The organism is Streptomyces caeni (assembly GCF_042678285.1).
GTDB classification, from domain to species: Bacteria; Actinomycetota; Actinomycetes; order Streptomycetales; family Streptomycetaceae; genus Streptomyces; species Streptomyces caeni.
In genome coordinates this window covers 77850-93056 of the sequence record NZ_JBHUDX010000004.1, presented here as the reverse complement: position 1 = coordinate 93056, position 15207 = coordinate 77850, and the positions used below count along the sequence as shown (strand labels likewise).

Sequence of the window (15207 nt, the reverse complement as noted above, 5' to 3'; positions counted from 1 at the left end):
TCACACCCCCGTCATCGTCGGCGCTGTGCGCGGCAGGGGCGCCATCGAGGACCCGTGCGGCAGGCGGCCTGCGACTCGGCCGGCGGTGTAGAGGGTGGCCGAGGCGTAGGCGGCGTAGCCGGTCGTGCAGGGCACGCGGGCTCGGCCGCCCGCCTCTTCCACGGTGCTGTACGAGCCGGACCACAGCACCGGGTCCCGTACGCCGTCGTCGAAGCCGTCGGTCAGCGTGGCGAAGGCAGGCAACGGTTACCTGTCCCGGCGTGTTCCGTACAGGACGGCAGCCCCGGAGAACACGCCGCCCGACGTGGCGCCGGTGGTGACTGCAACGATGCGCGCGTACCGCTTCACGCCGACGTAGCCGACGTCGAATACGGCGTCGCTGTCGGTGTTGGTGATGGTCGGTGCGGTGCCCTGCACCGCGTCGGCCGCGGCTGCGGTCCAGGTGGTGTCGTCGTCGGATTCCTGCACCGCGAAGGCGTGGGAGCCGTCGGTGATGGTGCCCGTGGTGACGACGAACAGGACGGTGCGGTATTCCCCGGCGGTCGCCTGGTAGCGGTCGACGGTGGTGCCGTTGACGGTGCCGTCCGTGCGGGTGCTGGAGGCCAGGGCGATGACGGACTTCGACTTGTGGTACAGGCCCATGCGCACGGCCCTCAGCTCCCCTCTTCGCCGTTCTTGGCGGCCTGCTTACGGGGCCGCGGTGCGCGCTTGGGCTCGGCGGGGGCCGACAGCTCCCGCTTCTCGCCGGGCGCGGCGCTGGTCTGTTCCGGGCCGCCCAGGCTCCGGCCGATGTAGGTGTCCAGGGGCTCGAACTTCGTCTTGTCCGCCAGGAGGTCCTGGCGCCCCTTGAAGAGTGGGTCGTCCGATGAGACGACCTTCCCAGCCGGGACGACCTTGGTTATCCCGTTGGCGCCCAGGGCGAAGGCCCTCAGGCACCGGTAGATCGTGGCCATGGCGGCCGCCTTCCTTCCTCGTGGATCGCGGGGCGGGCGATGGCGGGGCCGCGGGCATGCAGCGCCGTGGCCCCGCCGCCGTCATCAGGTCACGTTGAGCATCCGGAAGGCGCCATCGTTGACCGAGTCCGCGCCGGTCCGGTACGACGCGAACCATCCGCGCTGCCCGGAGGGCCGGTTGTTGCTGGTGTGGAACAGGTGGGGGATGAACTCGACGGTCATGCCCACCCGGTCGGCGATCACGTAGTTGCGGAAGTCGCCGAGCACGAGGGTGCGGTTGTCCTGGGTGGCGTTGATGACACCGTCCATGTCCTCCGCTTCCAGGACCTGCTTGCCCAGGAGCCGCTCCGGGGTGCCGTCGCCGAGCGTGGTCCACAGGGAGGCGCCGCCGGCGGTGTCGAACTGGCGGACCAGGTTGTAGATGAGCGTGTTGCCCAGCCACGAGGCCATACGGCGGTAGCGGGAGCCGAGTCCGCCGTGCAGGGCGTACACGTCTTCGACGGCGAAGACGTCGGTCGTCGCCGAGCTGACCTCGCTCGCCGTGCCGGTCAGCGCGGTGACGATGCCGGTGGGCTGGCCGCTGCCGGAGCCGGTGACGAACGCCGCGGCCTCCAGATCGGTGCGGCCCTCGGCCAGCAGCTCGGCGACCGTGGCGGTGACGTTGGCCTCGTCCTGGAGCGCCTCCATCGAGATCGGCACGAACCCGCGGGCCGTGTAGATCGGGATGGATGGCTGCGCGAACGCGGTCGCGTCGTCGGAGACCTCCGAGCCCTCCGCATCCCACGACCAGGACACGGCGCCGGAGCTGACGCCATTCCACACGTCGCCGGTCGCGACGACCTGCCGGGCCACCTGCCGGATCTCGGAGACGGAGATGTCGCCGGTGATGATGACGGTCGGATCGAGCTGGAACGGCACCAGGTAGCCGCCGGCGCTGTCCGTCAGGCTCATGGCGCGGAATGCCTCGGCCTGCTGCCAGGCGACACGCTCCTCCTGCGTGAACTCCGCGCCCTGCGGGTCCCGGGCCTTCTTGCACCAGGCCCGCATGTAGGCCGGGCTGGAGGTGTGCAGGATCAGCTTGGCGATGTAGGAGTTGCGGTCGTCCCACCGCTCCAGGATCTTCGTCCCCGCCTCGCGGATCCGGTCGTTTGCGCCGGGCATCTTCTTGAGCGCGTCGACGGCGCGGGCACGCAGCTCAGTGTTCACCGCGTCGGGGTCGCGGCCCCACTGGCGGACCTCACCCAGGTCCCACGGGTTGCGGAACCGGCAGTCCTCCACCGAGTCCGGATTCAGGATCGGGTCGAGGTCGTAGCCGTCCGCCGGGTTGGCGTGCGTGCCGCGCTCCACCCTCAGCGCCGCCGGGCCCCGCTCGGTCGTCTTCGTCGCCGCACGCACCCGCTCAATCGCGGCCTTGCGCTCCAGCTGGCGACGGTGGTTGTCGACCTCGCCGAACTCGCGGGTCAGCTCGTCGAAGGACTGCTCGTCCTCGACGGTGAGTTCGTCCTTCGCCTCCAGACGTTCCAACTCTTCCTTGATGTCCTTCAGGCGGATGACCGCCTGGCTGTGGCTGAGTTCCATCAGCTCTCGTCCTTGTCGATCTCTGCCAGGCGTGCGCCCATGAGGTCGGTGACCTCGCGGATCTGGTTGCGCAGGCGCGTGGCGAACGGATTGGGCGCTGACGGGTGCTCTGGGTCGAGCGGCGCGTCGTCGGTGTTGCGTGGCGGGTGCTCCTCACGAAGCGGCGCGCCGGTGGTACGGGAAAGCCCCGCGCTGGGGCGGGGCTGGGGGGTGGACGGGTGCCCGTCGCCGGGCGGCGCGTCCGTGGGGCCGAACAGCAGCGCGCGAGCAACGTCGCGGCGTACGTCCGGGTCTCCCAGGTCTTCGATGCCGGGCTTCGGCCGCGGGATGATCTCCCGGGCAAGCGAGGCGCGGACCTCGCGGGTCAGGTCCCGGTCCTGGCCGATGAGTTCGGCGACGCTGCGGGCGCGTACGTCGACGGAGGTCTGCGGGTAGGCGGGGAACACCACGGGCCCCAGTTCGGGGACACGCAGCTCGATCAGGGTGCGCTCCAGCGGGCCGCGGTCGCCCGGGTCCCACAGCAGCCGGGGCAGTTCCTCGGCCTTGATGAGTTTGCCGTCCCGGTCCCGCCACTCCTCCCGGATCACGGAGAACCGGAAGGACATGCCCTTGATGGAGCGTTCGGCGATCGCGTCCCGTACGGGCTCGATCAGCCAGTTGTCGGATAGGCGGGCGCGGACGTAGAGGCCCTGGTCGTCCTCGTTGAGTTCGTCGATTGCGCCGATGGGGATGGAGCCGACCAGCGGGTGCCGGCCGTGGTCGAACTGGAGGACGGGAGTGTTCTCGCGGATCGTCTTGCGGAAGGCGCCCTTGCGGATCTTCTCGGTGAAGGTGCCTTCCCACGAGTCGATCTCGGTGGCGGTGTCGAACACCGCGGCGTAGCCCTCCATCGTGAGGCCGTCGCCTTGGTCACCGGTATCGCCCTCGGCGCGCACCAGCTCGAACGGGACGCTGCGCAGCAGCCCTTCGCGCGGCGCGGCCTGCATGACTGCGGACATCACTACTCCTGACTGCTGCTCGCGTCGGGTGCGGGAGCGGGAAGTTGAAGCCGGGTGGCAAGGGCCATCGCCAGTGCGCGGACCGCCGGGTCGCTCGCCTGGCCTGCCCCGGGCGGTTGAAGCTGGACGCTGAAGAGACCCGTATGGGTCAAGAGCGACCAGTCCTCGGCGTCGACGGCGCGCTGCACGGAGTCGGGGGTGTACCCGGCGTCGACGAGGGTGCGGATCGTCTGCGCCTGCCTGCCCTGGATCTCGGCGGCGTCCTTGCGGTCCTCGCGCAGGAAGGGCACGCCACGTGCGTCGTACCAGAGGCGGACCGCGCCCGAGGCCACAGGACCGGTCGTGCGGACGATGCGGGCCAGGGAGCCGGCGGCGTTGGCCCACAGCGGGTGCATGGTGCCGTCGGCGAACCGACGGCGGGCCTGGCTGTAGTTCGAGTACGTGGCCGCGGCCAGGCCCTCCGAGAGGCCCACGATGACCGGCGGCACACCGGCCGCCGCGGCGATGCGGGTCTCGCCGGCCCCCTGCACCCTGGTGAAGTCCAGCTCCTGCATGTTGGAGCCGACGACCGTGACGTCGGCGCCGCCGCCGACGTACATCGTCTTGCCCGCGTTGCGCGGCCCGCGGTGCTCGGCGTCCATGCGGGCCTGGAACTTGGCGAGCGAGTCCGGCTTGACCTCGCGGTCGAAGGAGACGATGACGTTGGGGGTGGCCCGGTTCTCGAACAGCGCCTCCTTGTGGGCGCTCATCAGGTTGTCGTTGCGGGCCTCGCGGGCCAGCGGCGTCATCCACGACATGCCGCGGAAGCTGGCGAGCGGGTCCGGCTTCGGCGCGAAGTGCGCCACCTCGTCGGCCAGCAGCACCACGGGGTCGCCGTCGGGCTCGGAGTAGATGTAGCCGAGGCGCCGCCAGCCGAGACGCCCCCCGCGCAGCATGATCGGCTCGGCGACGATGTCCACCCAGTCCGGTCGAAGCCGCACCAACTGGTCTGCCTGGACGGTCCAGTACGAGTTACCGGCGAGATCGGCGTCCTGGATCATCCGGGCGAGCAGGTCCTGCGTGGTGCCGCCCGTCCACGGCTCCTCCAGCAGCGCGAGTTCCCGGGTGCCGAACAGTTCGCTGGGGCTGCCGTTCGTCAGCCGCTGCCACTGGAAGCGCACCGAGCTGAACACGTCCTGGCGCACAGACAGGCAGGCGAACAGGACGCTGTTGGTGGCGGCTTGCACGGCGTAGCCGACGAAGTCGGCGGGCAGTCGCTCCTTCGCGACGCCGGGCATCGTCTGCGTGGGCCCCATCGTGGGCGCCACGTACGTGTTGCCGCCGTACTGGAACGCCTGGATGTAGTCGTCGATCGTCGTGATCGACCGGCGGGACGCCCGCCACAGGCTCACCACGTCTGCGGCCTCCTGTCACCTCGGTCGGGCTCGGCGATGTCCGCGACGAGCAGGCAGTAGGCGGTGAGCAGGGCACCGGACACGATGAGCGCGAGCGGCAGCCCCCACTGGAGGCCGACCCCGGCGGAAACGAGTCCCCCGCCCGCCCAGGCGCCCGCCCGGGCCCGCGCGAGACGGGTGGCCCAAAATCGGCCCAGCCGGGCTGTGACCTGGCGGATGCGGGCCGTCTGTGAGCCTTCGCTGCGGCGGCCGGGCTGTTGCTTGCTCACACGAACGCCACCCACGGTTCGACCTCCTCGATCACGCCGTGCGTTGCAAATCCGTGCCGTGCCAAGGTGGCTGCCACCAGGGGTGAGATGTCGTCCTCGCTGTTCCTGCGGGACCACGCCCACGCCTCTGCCAGCGGCCGCGTCCGCGCCCCTTCCACCGCCCTGTTGAGCGGGTCCTGGTCCGGGTGCCGCCAGCGGCCGTTGTTCACGTCGTCGGTGAGCGCCCCGCACGCCTGCGCGTACTCGCGGGTGCCGACCAGGTGCAGCCGCCACTCGCCGCCCACGGGCTCCGTCCTGAAGCCGCGCTCGTTGAGTTCCTTCTCCAGCGAGCCGGCCGGGCTGCCCGGGTCGAGCACCAGCGCGCACGGCCGCCAGTTCGTGGCCAGTTCCACCAGCCGATCCACCAGCCACCCGGTGCCCGCCTTGTGCTCCACCAGCTCGCCGTGCATCAGCCCGTCCGCGCGGCGCCCGGCCACCGCGATCGCGGCCATCGACCGGTCCGGCGTGATGTCCACCGCGATCGCGACCGGATCCTGAACCTGCGAGTCCTCATCGGCACAGGCCGCCCACGCCTCCGCGGTGATCGGCACCAGCCCGCCGACCGGCTCGTCCCACCAGCCCATGCGCTCGCGGCCAAACTCCTCCGGCGGCAGCGCCCGCCGCTCCGCGGCCACGTAGTCCAGCGAGATACGGCGGCCGATCGCCGGGTTCGCCACCTGCCACAGTTCCGGCTTGTCGCAGCCGCAGCCCACCGCGTCCAGCGCGTGCGTGCACTTCACGCCGTCCCTGCACGCCTGCGCCGGCGGCGGCGCGCACCACTCGAAGTAGGCCAGCCGCGGCTCCCCGCCCGGCCGGCCGCGGTCCCGGATGCCGCGCAGCACCGCCGACTCCGCGAGCCCCGCCGACGACCCGTACACCACCTGCGGATCGGGGCGCGCGGACAAGGTCGGCAGCAGGGCGCCCATGTGCATCGGCTGGAGCGCGAACGCCTCGTCCAACACGACCTTGTCCCCGGACAGGCCGCGGCCGCCGCCCTTCGTGCGGGCCTTGAAGATCAGCCGCCGGTCGTCGATCAGCTCGATCGCCTCGTCGCCGTTGCCGCGGTGGATCTGCTTCACCCGCCGCGACAGATACGACGAGCCCTCGATCAGCTGCTCCATGTCCCGGAAGCTCTCCTGAGCCGTCCGGAACTCATGCGCCGACCAGACCACGAGCCGTTCCTCGGTCAGGAACAGCCATCCGAGCACCATCTGCTTGATGGCTCCGGTCTTCAGGTTCTGCCGGCCGACCACCGCAGCCACCTCGAAGGCCGCCGACTTGCCCCGCTCATCGAGGGCGAATGCCGCGTCCAAGATGAGCTGCTGCTCGGGGTCCGGGGCGAACCCCACCATGCGCGCCAGATCAGCGACTTCCGGGCCCAGCGTGTCGTGCCACCGCGGGGCGCTGCTGTAGGCGGGCTCAACCGGCACGCTTGCGGTCACGGCGCGCCTTCAGTTCGTCCACCGGGTCCGCGGCTTCACCGGCGCCCTTCAGCGCGTCCGCCAGCGCGGCCCGGAACTCCCGGACCATCGCGGCCAGCGACGACCCCGTCTCCGCGGTGTTCGCGTCGATCCTGCGGGCCAGCGCCAGCACCGCCATTCCGGCCGCCGTCTGGAGCCGGCCCGCGCCCTCCAACTCCGTGCGCGCCGCACCGGCAAGCGACTCCCCTCCGGCCTGGTCGCCGGACGGTACGGCTGTTACGCGATCCGGGGCGGGTGCCGCGGTGTCCTTCGGGCGGCGGGAGGCCCGTACACGGCAGCGGTCCGAGCAGTACTTCGCGGTGTTCCGCTTCGCCTCGAAGACGGCGGTGCAGGCTTCGCAACGCTTCTGCACGCTCGCCCCCTCGACGCCAGGAGAATCCCAATAGATGTTGGAATGAAGGGAGTTGAACGGCTTGACACCCAACTGCGCTAGCAGGACTATGGAGTCACAGGCAGAGGAGAGCCCCCGGAAGCGGAATCCGAACCGGCGAGAGCCCCCAGCCTCACAACCGCAGAGAACGAGCCCCACCGAGCCCCTCCCGCGAAGATCCGGGAGGGGCTTCGTTACGTAACCCGAAAAGCCAGGGAGAGAAATGCTGAGGGGAGGGCGGGGTCAGGGGTGCTCCAAGATCACGAAGGTCCCCCTCCCCCCTCCCCTCCGCCTCCTCCGGCCCCGATCACGGCTCTGACCTGCGGAGATGACCGCAGGTCACCAGTTGCGGGAGGTTGACCAGGTCTTTCGTCGCTGTGCGTTGCGCTTGCGCGCACCAGCTGCGCGGTTGCACGAGGCGTGAGCCATTCCGTTGTAGCCAGAGCGGTCGTCGGTGTGGTCCAGGTCCAGGCTCTGGCCGGGGAGCATGGGCAGGTCGCAGCGCGGGCAGTGCTTGCCGTAGGCGTCGGCCAGGAGAGCGCGGCGCAGGGCTTGGTGGGCGTAGCCGTATCCGGCTGCGGTGGTGCTCTTGCGCTTGGCCATGCTCACCTCACTCGTGGCGTGTGGTGCAGGCGGCCGGGCCGGGGCAGGGCAGCGGGTGCCCGTGGGCGTCGTACCAGTCGATGTGGGCGAGCCGTACGGCGTTGCCGATCTTCTCAAAGGTGGGGCTCATCATGGCTGCGTCGGCCGGTGCGTCGGGGTGGACCAGGTGGAAGGTGACCGTGTCCTGGTCGGCGCCCGGGGTGGCCCCGAGGATGCGGGCCGGGGCGAGAAGCTGGGCCCACCGCGTGAAGTCGGATGCCAGTTCGATGGCGACGCGCAGCGCGATGTTGCCGGGCATGACCACCCCCGGACGTGCGAGAGCCCGGCGCTGGGGCCGGGCTCGGATGCTGCTCGCTGGTGGCAGGGGTGCCGTGGAGACCTTCCCGACAGCGATGCCACCGTCTCACAGAATGAGCGCCCTTCCTGATCTCTGTCAAGTAGATGCTGGTCAGGCCCCTTGACAGGCGGGCTGCTTGGCTGCCTGGCGGCGTACGGCGTCGGCTATGTCGGCGAGGTCCCATAGGGCGAGGGCCTGGCCGCGCGCGGGGTTGGGCCGGGAGCCGGCCGGGGCCAGGGCGCGGCGGCGCGCCCAGTCGCGGAACTGCTTGGCCGTCATGCCGAGGCTGTAGGCGGCCTGGGTGGTGGTGACGAGGGGCCGCTTGTCTTTGCCGAGCGGTGTGTTCACATCTCAATCATGCCTTGAGCCGAGCGCGTTGATCGCGGAGCCGTTTCTTCTCGCGCTTGCAGGCGCGGCAGTGGCGTCGGCCGTCCTTGCTTCGGTAGGTGTTGGCCTCGTCGTACGGGTGGCCTTGTGGGCAGTGCGTGCGTTCCGAGGCTGCCACGCCGCCCTGCCACCCGGCGAGTTCCCGCTTGCAGGTTCGGCACCGGCGGCTTCCGTCCGGGTCGATGCGCGTGTTCCCCGGCGTGAACGCATGGCCGCGCGGACAGTGCGTCGCCCTGGCGCAGCGGGCAGCTGGCGAGAGGTCCCGCAGGACATTCACAGCGTGCGTCACGGGGTCGAGGTGCCAGGGGTTCCAGCACGCGGGGCGGCGGCACAGGTGGTCCAGTTCCAGGCCATCCGGGATAGGGATGATCAGCTCGGCGTACCCGAGGCGGTAGGTACTGTCCCTCTTGTCGTTGCCGATGCGGATCCGGCCGTACCCGGACTCATCGGTGCCGCCCGTCCATACCCAGCACAGCGGCATCAGCCCTTTGACGAGGCAGGGCGCTTCTATCGAGCGGGCTGTGATTCGGTCCAGGACGGCGCTACGGTGCTGCACGTCGATCTCCTCAGTAGATCGGCCACGCCCCGGGACGGTTGCCGCCGTCGCCGGGGTCTCACGTACCTTCCATTCTCCCAGCCGCCACTGACAATTGGGGCCTGACCTGCGAAGATTGCGCGCCCGGTACGGGCGGTGGTCACGTGTCCAGTGTGCCCGTGCAGCAGGGAGTGCCATGCTGGCCCTATGACGCTTCTCTGGCTTCAGATCCGCTACCGCTGCCGCGCGCTGCTCGGCATCGACGACGTCAGGCAAGGCAGTCTGCAGTCCCGGATCCAGCAGCTGAAGGCGCGGCGCTCCAGCTGACGCATCTCCTAGACCTACCAATGATCTACTACTTCATCCCAGACTGGTAGATCACATGGGTCGGCCCGGACACCCAGCCGTGGTTCGGTGTCCGGGCCTTCATAGTGGGCGGGGTGACAGGGACCGCTCTTAGGCTTGCGGCGGCCTCGCCGGTGCTCCGGCTCCCTTCCCTTCGCTTCACCCCTGGTGGGAATCCTCTGGTGCCGGTCGGCTGCGGTAGGCGTCCGGGTAGCAGATCGGGCAGTTCCCGGCGTCGTGGCTACGCGCCGTGGCTGCCATCACTTCGCCCGCGAGGTCGCGCTTCTTCCAGCCGAACGGAACTCCCATGAAGGCCAGGCTGGGAGACGCGATGAACCCGGTTCTGTGGGCGATCCACCGCATCCGCCCCTTCAGCCCTCTCATCACGTCCTCCCAGGGTGCTTGTGGGTGGGCCGGGGTCTTCCCCTCCCGGGCGCACGGGTTCGCGCGGCCCACCCGGAACGCGGGCGGTGTACGGCCGCCCGGTACGCCTGCCCGTTGAGGGCTCGACGCCAGGTTACGCGCTACGGCCGCCATTCCTCTCGGTAGCCTGGCCGGTCCGCGTAGGGCAGGGCGAGCAGGCGCAGTGTTCGGCACGGGTATCGCTGCGGGCTGCTGCCGCCGTGGGTCGGGTAGCCCCATCGGCCGTCTACGCAGGTACCACACGACCCGTCGTTGACGTCTTGGTGCTCTTCGAGCAGCTGCCGTTTGGCGTCGATCTCGCGCAGCACCCGAGCCGGATTGTGGGCAGCAATGAAGGCAGCGTCGCCCGGTTCCAGCGGGCCGACGGTGCGGTGGTGGTAGCCGGGCGGCGTCACGAACTCCCGGCTCCACACCCAGTCGCCCTGCGTGGCCGCGCGCGCGGTCCGCTCGTCCTCGTCGTAGCGGGCGTACAGGAACTGCACCAGCGCGTCGTTCATGGGGTCATCCTGCCTTGCCGGGTGGGGTGATGAGTTGGAGTACGGCCGCGCCGGCGCGCACGAGGCGCAGTGCCAGGGAGCGCGCCGCGCCGCTCGGGTGGCGCGCGTACCCGGCGCAGATGGCGGGCGCCGCGGTGCCGATGGTGGCGTGGCAGACGACGTGCCCTTCGGCCGCGATCGCCGCGCGGGTCATCTCCTGGACGCGGCCGGGCGCCAGGTGCGCCAGGTTGCCCGGCCGGTAGATGCAGGTGTCGCACAGGGTGGCGCACTGGCGCACGACGCCGGTGGGCCGGTCGGCGACGTCCGTGCTCGGGTCGGTCACAGTCGGCCGCCTTCCTTGTGCTTGGCGATGTGGGCGTGCGCGGCCGCCATGCAGGAGCGCCAGCCCGCGTGGTCGAGCACGGAGGACCGGCCGACCAGGAGGGCGAGCCCGTCGCGCCCGCACGGGCCGCACCAGGCCGCCCAGGCGCGCACCGGGGGCGCGGTGCTGAAACCGACGGGCGGGAACTGTGCGGGCCGGACCTGAAGGGGCGCGCTCACCGCTTCCTCCGGGCGTACCAGCGGGCGAGGCGCAGAGCCAGGCGCCCGCGTCGCGTGGACGACAGGGTCTCCTCCAGTGTGGCGGCGAGCCGGGCAACGCGGAGTTCAACGCCCGCCCAGCGCAGCTCTTCTTCGGTGGGGCCAACGCCGTCACCCTGCTTGCTCATTCGCCGGTCACCTCCGCACCGTCGGCGGCCTGGCCCTGGCACGTGCCGGGGGTCTTGCAGCCGCGGCATGGCCGGATAGCGCACCCCGACACCCGGGGCGTGGTTGTAGACGCTTCGGCGAGCACGTCGGGCGTGATGGTCTTGCCGTCGGCGCCGCGCAGGCTGCGGCCCTGGCGCAGGTGCCAGATGTCCGCGTACCGGAGCGGGCCGCCCTGGCAGTCCATCTGCGCCGGGCAGGCCCGCGACGCGCCCGGGGTGGCGAGGCACAGGCAGCGGTGCCAGCGGTTCGGACCGTGGTCGACGCCCGCGTCGCACTCGGTGCCGGGAGCGTGCTGGGCGTGGCCGCAGCCTTGGCACCGGGGCGGCGTCGACCTGGGCAGCGTGCACGCGTCGTCTCCCCCGGCACAGCGCATCCCGTCCCGGCCCGCGACGTGGACGTGCTCCCCGGCCTTCACCGCCTGTTCGGCGATCGCTGCGGTGATGGCGGTCTTCCCGGTGCGCCGCGGGTGCTTGAAGGCAGCACGGAGGGCCTCGCCGAGGTCGTGCGCGGTCGTGGCGACCGGATTCCACAGCCTCGGTTCCGGCGTCTGCGGGAGTCGACCGCGCCGAGCCTGGTGCAGGGCGCGATTAACGTCGGGGTACGGGCGGTAGTTCACGACTCGCCGTCCTCGTCGTCCGGGCGCAGTGCCTGCTCGCGGAAGACACCCTCCGCGGACTCCACGATCAGCTCCAGCAGTGGGCCGACGGTGGGCTGCTGCTCCAACACGGGCCAGTTCGTCGATCCGTAGCTGGAGTGGAGCCACTGGCGGGCGATCACCTGGTACGTGCCGCCCTGCTTCTTGACGAAGTCCCACAGGTGGATGAGGTCGCCGACCTGCGGCGGGTACGGGGTGTGCATCTTGCTGTCGTGGTGCGGGCTGCTGATGTTGACGGGGTCGTAGTGGAACTGGCTGTCTCCGGCCGGGGTGCGGATGTAGAAGCTGCACACGACGGGCTTCATCGGGCGGCGCCTTTCACTGGAACGGGCTTGATGACGTTGAGGAAGCGGTTGGTGGCGTCGACGACGTTGCCAGTCAGGGTGTCCCGCTTCGGGTCGCCGAAGGCCAGGTAGGCCACAGTCGGTTCGGCGGCGTCCGGCTTGGACTCGTCGAGGCGACTGCTGCTGGCCATGTAGCGTCCGCCATCGAGGTCCACGGCGGTCATGCACCGCTGTTCGATCCGGCCGGGGATCTCCTGGAAGCGCGGGACCGATCCGCCTGCCTGTCGGCGGCGGATGGCCTCCTGAACGGCCGGGTTCGCCGAGTCCGACGCGAGCGCGTACGCCTCGTACCGGAACGCGGCGCCGATCAGCGGGCCGAAGCCGGGCATGACGAGCAGGTGCGAGCCGTCCGGATGCCGGGGCAGTTGGATCGATACGGCGGCCAGAGCGGCCAGCGCCGTCGGCGGGTGTCCCTGGGACGTCCATACCAGCTCCGGGACCGGCACCTGCATCATGCGCGCGCCCTGGCCGTCGACCTGGTGGATGGTGAAGACGGCCGGGAGTTCGTCCCACTCGGTTCGCGAGCGGAGATGGCTGGTCAGCTCATCCTTGATCGCTTCCACCGTCGCTTCCCTGATCACGGCCTGCCCCCTTTCTGGTTGTGCTGCTGGGCTTCGAGGACGGTGTCTGCCATGGCGCGGATCGCGGCGCGGGCGGCGCGGGTGTTGGCGGCCGGGGTGTCGGGCGTACCGACGTTGGCGCGCAGGACGGCGAGGGCCTGGCGCAGTGGCTCGTCGAGGACCAGGACCAGCCGGTCACCGTCCGGCGCAGGGTTCGGCCCGGCGGCACCCGGTGCCGGCGCGGGTTGGCGCTGCTCCGTCGCGATCTCGGCGAGGTCCCGGAGGATCGTGTCCTTGCCGACCCCGAGCCGGTCAGCGATCTTCCGGGCGCTGAGGGATGGCTCCTGGCGGCGCAGCTGCTCGACCATGGCGCGGCGCGCGGCGATCGTGAGTGGCGCAGGCATGTTCACTGGCGTGCTCCGTCCGGGTTGGTGGCGCGCGCCAGTGCGCCATCCTCAACGCGCGGCTCGGGAGTGGACTCGCCCTCGGATGGCTGGCAGCCGCCGCTGGTGTCCTTCTCCTGTTCCGCCTCGTTGTCGGGCTCGGGGCGGTAGGTCTCGCAGATCATGCAGACGTCACGCCGGTTCTCCTTGCTGCACACCGGGCACTTCCAGGGCGGACCTATACGCAGCTCGGCCTCCAGCTCGGCGACCCGAGCCCGTAGCCCGTCGATCTCGGTCTCCGCGTCGAGCAGCCGGCGCAATACCGGGGCCGCGCGCTCTCCCATGTACGCGGCGAGGTTGAGGCAGTACCAGTCCTCGCGCTGCGTGGTGTGGTCGTGGTCGCGGCGGTCCTGGACCGACTTGCCGAAGGACATGAGCAGGGAGTTCCGTGCGGGCAGGGCATCGCCGAGCTGCTCGGCGAGCGTGGCCCGCTGCTCCGGCGTCAGCTTGTCGCGGGCGCTCACCAGGGCTCACCGCCTTCGAGGGGCTTGCCGTCCGCGTCGAAGGCCGGCGCGTACTTCGCGGCCCGTGTGACGACCGAGCCGTCCCGGCCGCACTGCGGGTGCAGGCAGGTCGTGGACATGCTGCCGTGCGAGCGGTACCACAGGCCGTTGCAGTGCGGGCAGCCCATCAAGTCCTGGGTGTTGTGGTCGGCGGGGCAGCCGCAGGCATCCGCGCTGCCGCCGCACTTCGGGTTGGGGCAGTAGTCGCTCGGGTCGAAGGCCATCAGCGCGCCCCCGCGTTGCTCATCGCGACGGCCAGCGTTTCCAGCGAGCCGACGCGTTCCTGGCGGCAGTGGCCGCAGTGCGGGCAGTGCGAGATCAGCTCCAGCCAGGTGCCGTCCTCGATGTGCGCGGTGCACCGCAGGTAGGCGTTCGGGGTGATCTGCACGAACGCCTGCAGCGTGTCGTCGTCCATCATCTCGACGGGCGCCCACTCGCCGAGGACGGCGGCGGCCTGCGGGCCGAGAACGCGTTCGGCGCACGCGGTGGCGGCCTTCACGGCGTCGGCCTGGGCTTCGAGTTCGGCGTTCCGCTGCCTCTTACGGAGGTCGGCGTCGGCCTGCGCGCACAGGCCGAGCAGGGCATCAAGGTCGGTCATCGGACAGGTCCTTCGGTGTCGAGCCGGGCAGCCCAGTCGGCAAGCTGGGTGAAGTCGTCGTCGGTCAGGCCCTTACGCGGGTCGACCCAGTGCAGAAGGGCGGGGCCCGGGTGGTGTTGGGCGACGTAGTCGCGGTCGATGTCGGAAATCTGATCGTCGACCCAGGCGAACGGCCGGCCCGCGGCGTACTCGACGACCGTCCACGTCTTCACGTACGTGCCGTCCGACCGCCGGACGAACTGGCTGTCGAACTCGATGACCGGCAGGTTCTGATTCCGGGGCAGGCCGATGCGCCAGCCGATCCAGTCGTTGGCGTCGTGCTCCCACGTCGTGGCCCACACCAGCTCGTACGGCAGCTTCAGCAGTGCGGGCCCGTGCGCCGGGTTGAGCCAGACCCTCAGCGGTTTCACCAGGCGCTTCGGGACACCGTGGTGCTGGGCGATCCAGGTGTCCGGCTTGAGCCGGTGCGTCTCGTACCCGGCGGGGCGGCGGTGCGGAGGCGCGTCGAACGGGTTCAGCGGACCGTCCACGTCGAGCAGCAGCAGGGGGCGAGTGGTCATCGGTCGTCGTCCTCGTCGTCGGGCTCGCACACGTCCAGCGCGAACTTCCAGACCCAGGAGCCGCCATCGACGTACAGGCGCGGGAAGTCCCAGATGTCCTGGCGCTCCGAGTCGACGTAGCGCACCTGGTCGACGGGCAGGCCGGGCATCTGGATCTCGATGGTGCGTCCGTCCGCCATGGTGAGCATGAAGGCGTACCGGCCGTCGCCGTAGTCGGCTTCCGGGCGGCGGGCTGCGTCTGCGACGGCGAGCCCTCTGGCCCCCAGGTCGAGGACGAACACGGCCGTGTTGGCCGTCGCGTTCGCCTCGGTGGCCTCGGGGACCGGACCGGAGCCGGGGTTGATGATGACGACCATCAGTGGTTCTCCTTCGGGGTCTCTCGTGGGTGGGGTGCGCCGTCGTCCTTGCCGGGCCAGTTGTGCGGCCAGGGCACGCCGCACCAGCAGCGGCGTGTCTCCCGGTCGAACAGCGGGGCCTCGCGGGTCGACGGCTCGCGGTTGTCGCGGAACCGGGCGCGCCGCCACTTCGCCGCGGCCGAGTTGCCCGCCGCGGTGATGGCGCGCTCCCGCTTCGGGTTCGCCACCGCGC

General features: G+C 70.9%; 28 protein-coding genes. All 28 read right to left on the bottom strand.

Features of this window, described 5'->3' with window-relative positions; translation table 11 throughout:
* Window positions 1–243, bottom strand: a complete 243-nt coding sequence (locus ACFSL4_RS01765; RefSeq protein WP_381077421.1) for a hypothetical protein — start codon at window positions 241–243, stop codon at window positions 1–3.
* A gap of 3 nt (window positions 244–246) precedes the next feature.
* Window positions 247–648, bottom strand: a complete 402-nt coding sequence (locus ACFSL4_RS01760; RefSeq protein WP_381077418.1) for a hypothetical protein — start codon at window positions 646–648, stop codon at window positions 247–249.
* Window positions 649–653: 5 nt separating this feature from the next.
* A complete protein-coding gene (locus ACFSL4_RS01755; protein WP_381077415.1) occupies window positions 654–953 on the bottom strand; it encodes a hypothetical protein in 300 nt (99 codons plus the stop codon).
* 84 nt (window positions 954–1037) lie between these two features.
* Window positions 1038–2531 (bottom strand): phage major capsid protein, encoded by a 1494-nt coding sequence (locus tag ACFSL4_RS01750; RefSeq protein ID WP_381077413.1) that lies wholly within the window; start codon window positions 2529–2531, stop codon window positions 1038–1040.
* Window positions 2531–3529, bottom strand: coding sequence for an HK97 family phage prohead protease (locus ACFSL4_RS01745; protein ID WP_381077411.1), 999 nt, complete (start codon window positions 3527–3529; stop codon window positions 2531–2533). The genes ACFSL4_RS01750 and ACFSL4_RS01745 overlap by 1 nt, the downstream gene beginning before the upstream one ends.
* Window positions 3530–3531: 2 nt before the next feature.
* Window positions 3532–4923 (bottom strand): phage portal protein, encoded by a 1392-nt coding sequence (locus tag ACFSL4_RS01740; protein ID WP_381077408.1) that lies wholly within the window; start codon window positions 4921–4923, stop codon window positions 3532–3534.
* Window positions 4917–5192 (bottom strand): hypothetical protein, encoded by a 276-nt coding sequence (locus ACFSL4_RS01735; protein WP_381077405.1) that lies wholly within the window; start codon window positions 5190–5192, stop codon window positions 4917–4919. Before ACFSL4_RS01735 ends, ACFSL4_RS01740 begins: the two co-directional genes overlap by 7 nt.
* Window positions 5189–6673: a terminase gene (locus ACFSL4_RS01730; protein ID WP_381077402.1), complete on the bottom strand. Its 1485-nt coding sequence runs from the start codon at window positions 6671–6673 to the stop codon at window positions 5189–5191. Before ACFSL4_RS01730 ends, ACFSL4_RS01735 begins: the two co-directional genes overlap by 4 nt.
* Entirely contained in the window at window positions 6651–7064 is a 414-nt protein-coding gene (locus ACFSL4_RS01725; RefSeq protein ID WP_381077400.1) for a hypothetical protein, read from the bottom strand. Before ACFSL4_RS01725 ends, ACFSL4_RS01730 begins: the two co-directional genes overlap by 23 nt.
* 357 nt (window positions 7065–7421) lie before the next feature.
* Window positions 7422–7685 (bottom strand): hypothetical protein, encoded by a 264-nt coding sequence (locus ACFSL4_RS01720; RefSeq protein WP_381077398.1) that lies wholly within the window; start codon window positions 7683–7685, stop codon window positions 7422–7424.
* Between the two features lie 7 nt (window positions 7686–7692).
* Complete coding sequence (locus tag ACFSL4_RS01715) at window positions 7693–7983, bottom strand: hypothetical protein (RefSeq protein WP_381077396.1); 291 nt, start codon at window positions 7981–7983, stop codon at window positions 7693–7695.
* A 150-nt stretch (window positions 7984–8133) separates the two neighbouring features.
* Window positions 8134–8370, bottom strand: a complete 237-nt coding sequence (locus ACFSL4_RS01710) for a hypothetical protein (protein WP_381077394.1) — start codon at window positions 8368–8370, stop codon at window positions 8134–8136.
* A 7-nt stretch (window positions 8371–8377) separates the two neighbouring features.
* Window positions 8378–8965, bottom strand: a complete 588-nt coding sequence (locus tag ACFSL4_RS01705) for a hypothetical protein (protein WP_381077391.1) — start codon at window positions 8963–8965, stop codon at window positions 8378–8380.
* Between the two features lie 483 nt (window positions 8966–9448).
* Window positions 9449–9598: a hypothetical protein gene (locus tag ACFSL4_RS01700; RefSeq protein ID WP_381077389.1), complete on the bottom strand. Its 150-nt coding sequence runs from the start codon at window positions 9596–9598 to the stop codon at window positions 9449–9451.
* A 215-nt stretch (window positions 9599–9813) separates the two neighbouring features.
* On the bottom strand, window positions 9814–10209 hold the full coding sequence (locus ACFSL4_RS01695; RefSeq protein WP_381077387.1) for a DUF6221 family protein: 396 nt from the start codon (window positions 10207–10209) through the stop codon (window positions 9814–9816).
* 4 nt (window positions 10210–10213) lie between these two features.
* Window positions 10214–10531, bottom strand: coding sequence for a hypothetical protein (locus ACFSL4_RS01690; RefSeq protein ID WP_381077384.1), 318 nt, complete (start codon window positions 10529–10531; stop codon window positions 10214–10216).
* On the bottom strand, window positions 10528–10749 hold the full coding sequence (locus tag ACFSL4_RS01685; RefSeq protein ID WP_381077382.1) for a hypothetical protein: 222 nt from the start codon (window positions 10747–10749) through the stop codon (window positions 10528–10530). The genes ACFSL4_RS01690 and ACFSL4_RS01685 overlap by 4 nt, the downstream gene beginning before the upstream one ends.
* The gene (locus ACFSL4_RS01680; protein WP_381077379.1) at window positions 10746–10916 is read right to left on the bottom strand and encodes a hypothetical protein; all 171 of its coding nucleotides are present in this window, start codon (window positions 10914–10916) and stop codon (window positions 10746–10748) included. The genes ACFSL4_RS01685 and ACFSL4_RS01680 overlap by 4 nt, the downstream gene beginning before the upstream one ends.
* Window positions 10913–11572 (bottom strand): hypothetical protein, encoded by a 660-nt coding sequence (locus tag ACFSL4_RS01675; RefSeq protein WP_381077376.1) that lies wholly within the window; start codon window positions 11570–11572, stop codon window positions 10913–10915. The genes ACFSL4_RS01680 and ACFSL4_RS01675 overlap by 4 nt, the downstream gene beginning before the upstream one ends.
* A complete protein-coding gene (locus ACFSL4_RS01670) occupies window positions 11569–11916 on the bottom strand; it encodes a hypothetical protein (RefSeq protein ID WP_381077373.1) in 348 nt (115 codons plus the stop codon). The genes ACFSL4_RS01675 and ACFSL4_RS01670 overlap by 4 nt, the downstream gene beginning before the upstream one ends.
* Window positions 11913–12536 (bottom strand): hypothetical protein, encoded by a 624-nt coding sequence (locus tag ACFSL4_RS01665; protein ID WP_381077371.1) that lies wholly within the window; start codon window positions 12534–12536, stop codon window positions 11913–11915. Before ACFSL4_RS01665 ends, ACFSL4_RS01670 begins: the two co-directional genes overlap by 4 nt.
* Complete coding sequence (locus tag ACFSL4_RS01660; RefSeq protein ID WP_381077369.1) at window positions 12533–12919, bottom strand: HTH domain-containing protein; 387 nt, start codon at window positions 12917–12919, stop codon at window positions 12533–12535. The genes ACFSL4_RS01665 and ACFSL4_RS01660 overlap by 4 nt, the downstream gene beginning before the upstream one ends.
* A gap of 2 nt (window positions 12920–12921) precedes the next feature.
* Entirely contained in the window at window positions 12922–13422 is a 501-nt protein-coding gene (locus ACFSL4_RS01655; RefSeq protein ID WP_381077367.1) for a hypothetical protein, read from the bottom strand.
* The gene (locus tag ACFSL4_RS01650; RefSeq protein WP_381077365.1) at window positions 13419–13685 is read right to left on the bottom strand and encodes a hypothetical protein; all 267 of its coding nucleotides are present in this window, start codon (window positions 13683–13685) and stop codon (window positions 13419–13421) included. The genes ACFSL4_RS01655 and ACFSL4_RS01650 overlap by 4 nt, the downstream gene beginning before the upstream one ends.
* Window positions 13685–14059, bottom strand: coding sequence for a hypothetical protein (locus tag ACFSL4_RS01645; protein WP_381077363.1), 375 nt, complete (start codon window positions 14057–14059; stop codon window positions 13685–13687). Before ACFSL4_RS01645 ends, ACFSL4_RS01650 begins: the two co-directional genes overlap by 1 nt.
* Window positions 14056–14619: a hypothetical protein gene (locus tag ACFSL4_RS01640; protein WP_381077360.1), complete on the bottom strand. Its 564-nt coding sequence runs from the start codon at window positions 14617–14619 to the stop codon at window positions 14056–14058. Before ACFSL4_RS01640 ends, ACFSL4_RS01645 begins: the two co-directional genes overlap by 4 nt.
* On the bottom strand, window positions 14616–14975 hold the full coding sequence (locus tag ACFSL4_RS01635) for a hypothetical protein (RefSeq protein WP_381077358.1): 360 nt from the start codon (window positions 14973–14975) through the stop codon (window positions 14616–14618). The genes ACFSL4_RS01640 and ACFSL4_RS01635 overlap by 4 nt, the downstream gene beginning before the upstream one ends.
* On the bottom strand, window positions 14975–15202 hold the full coding sequence (locus ACFSL4_RS01630) for a hypothetical protein (protein ID WP_381077356.1): 228 nt from the start codon (window positions 15200–15202) through the stop codon (window positions 14975–14977). Before ACFSL4_RS01630 ends, ACFSL4_RS01635 begins: the two co-directional genes overlap by 1 nt.
* Between the last annotated feature and the right edge of the window lie 5 nt (window positions 15203–15207).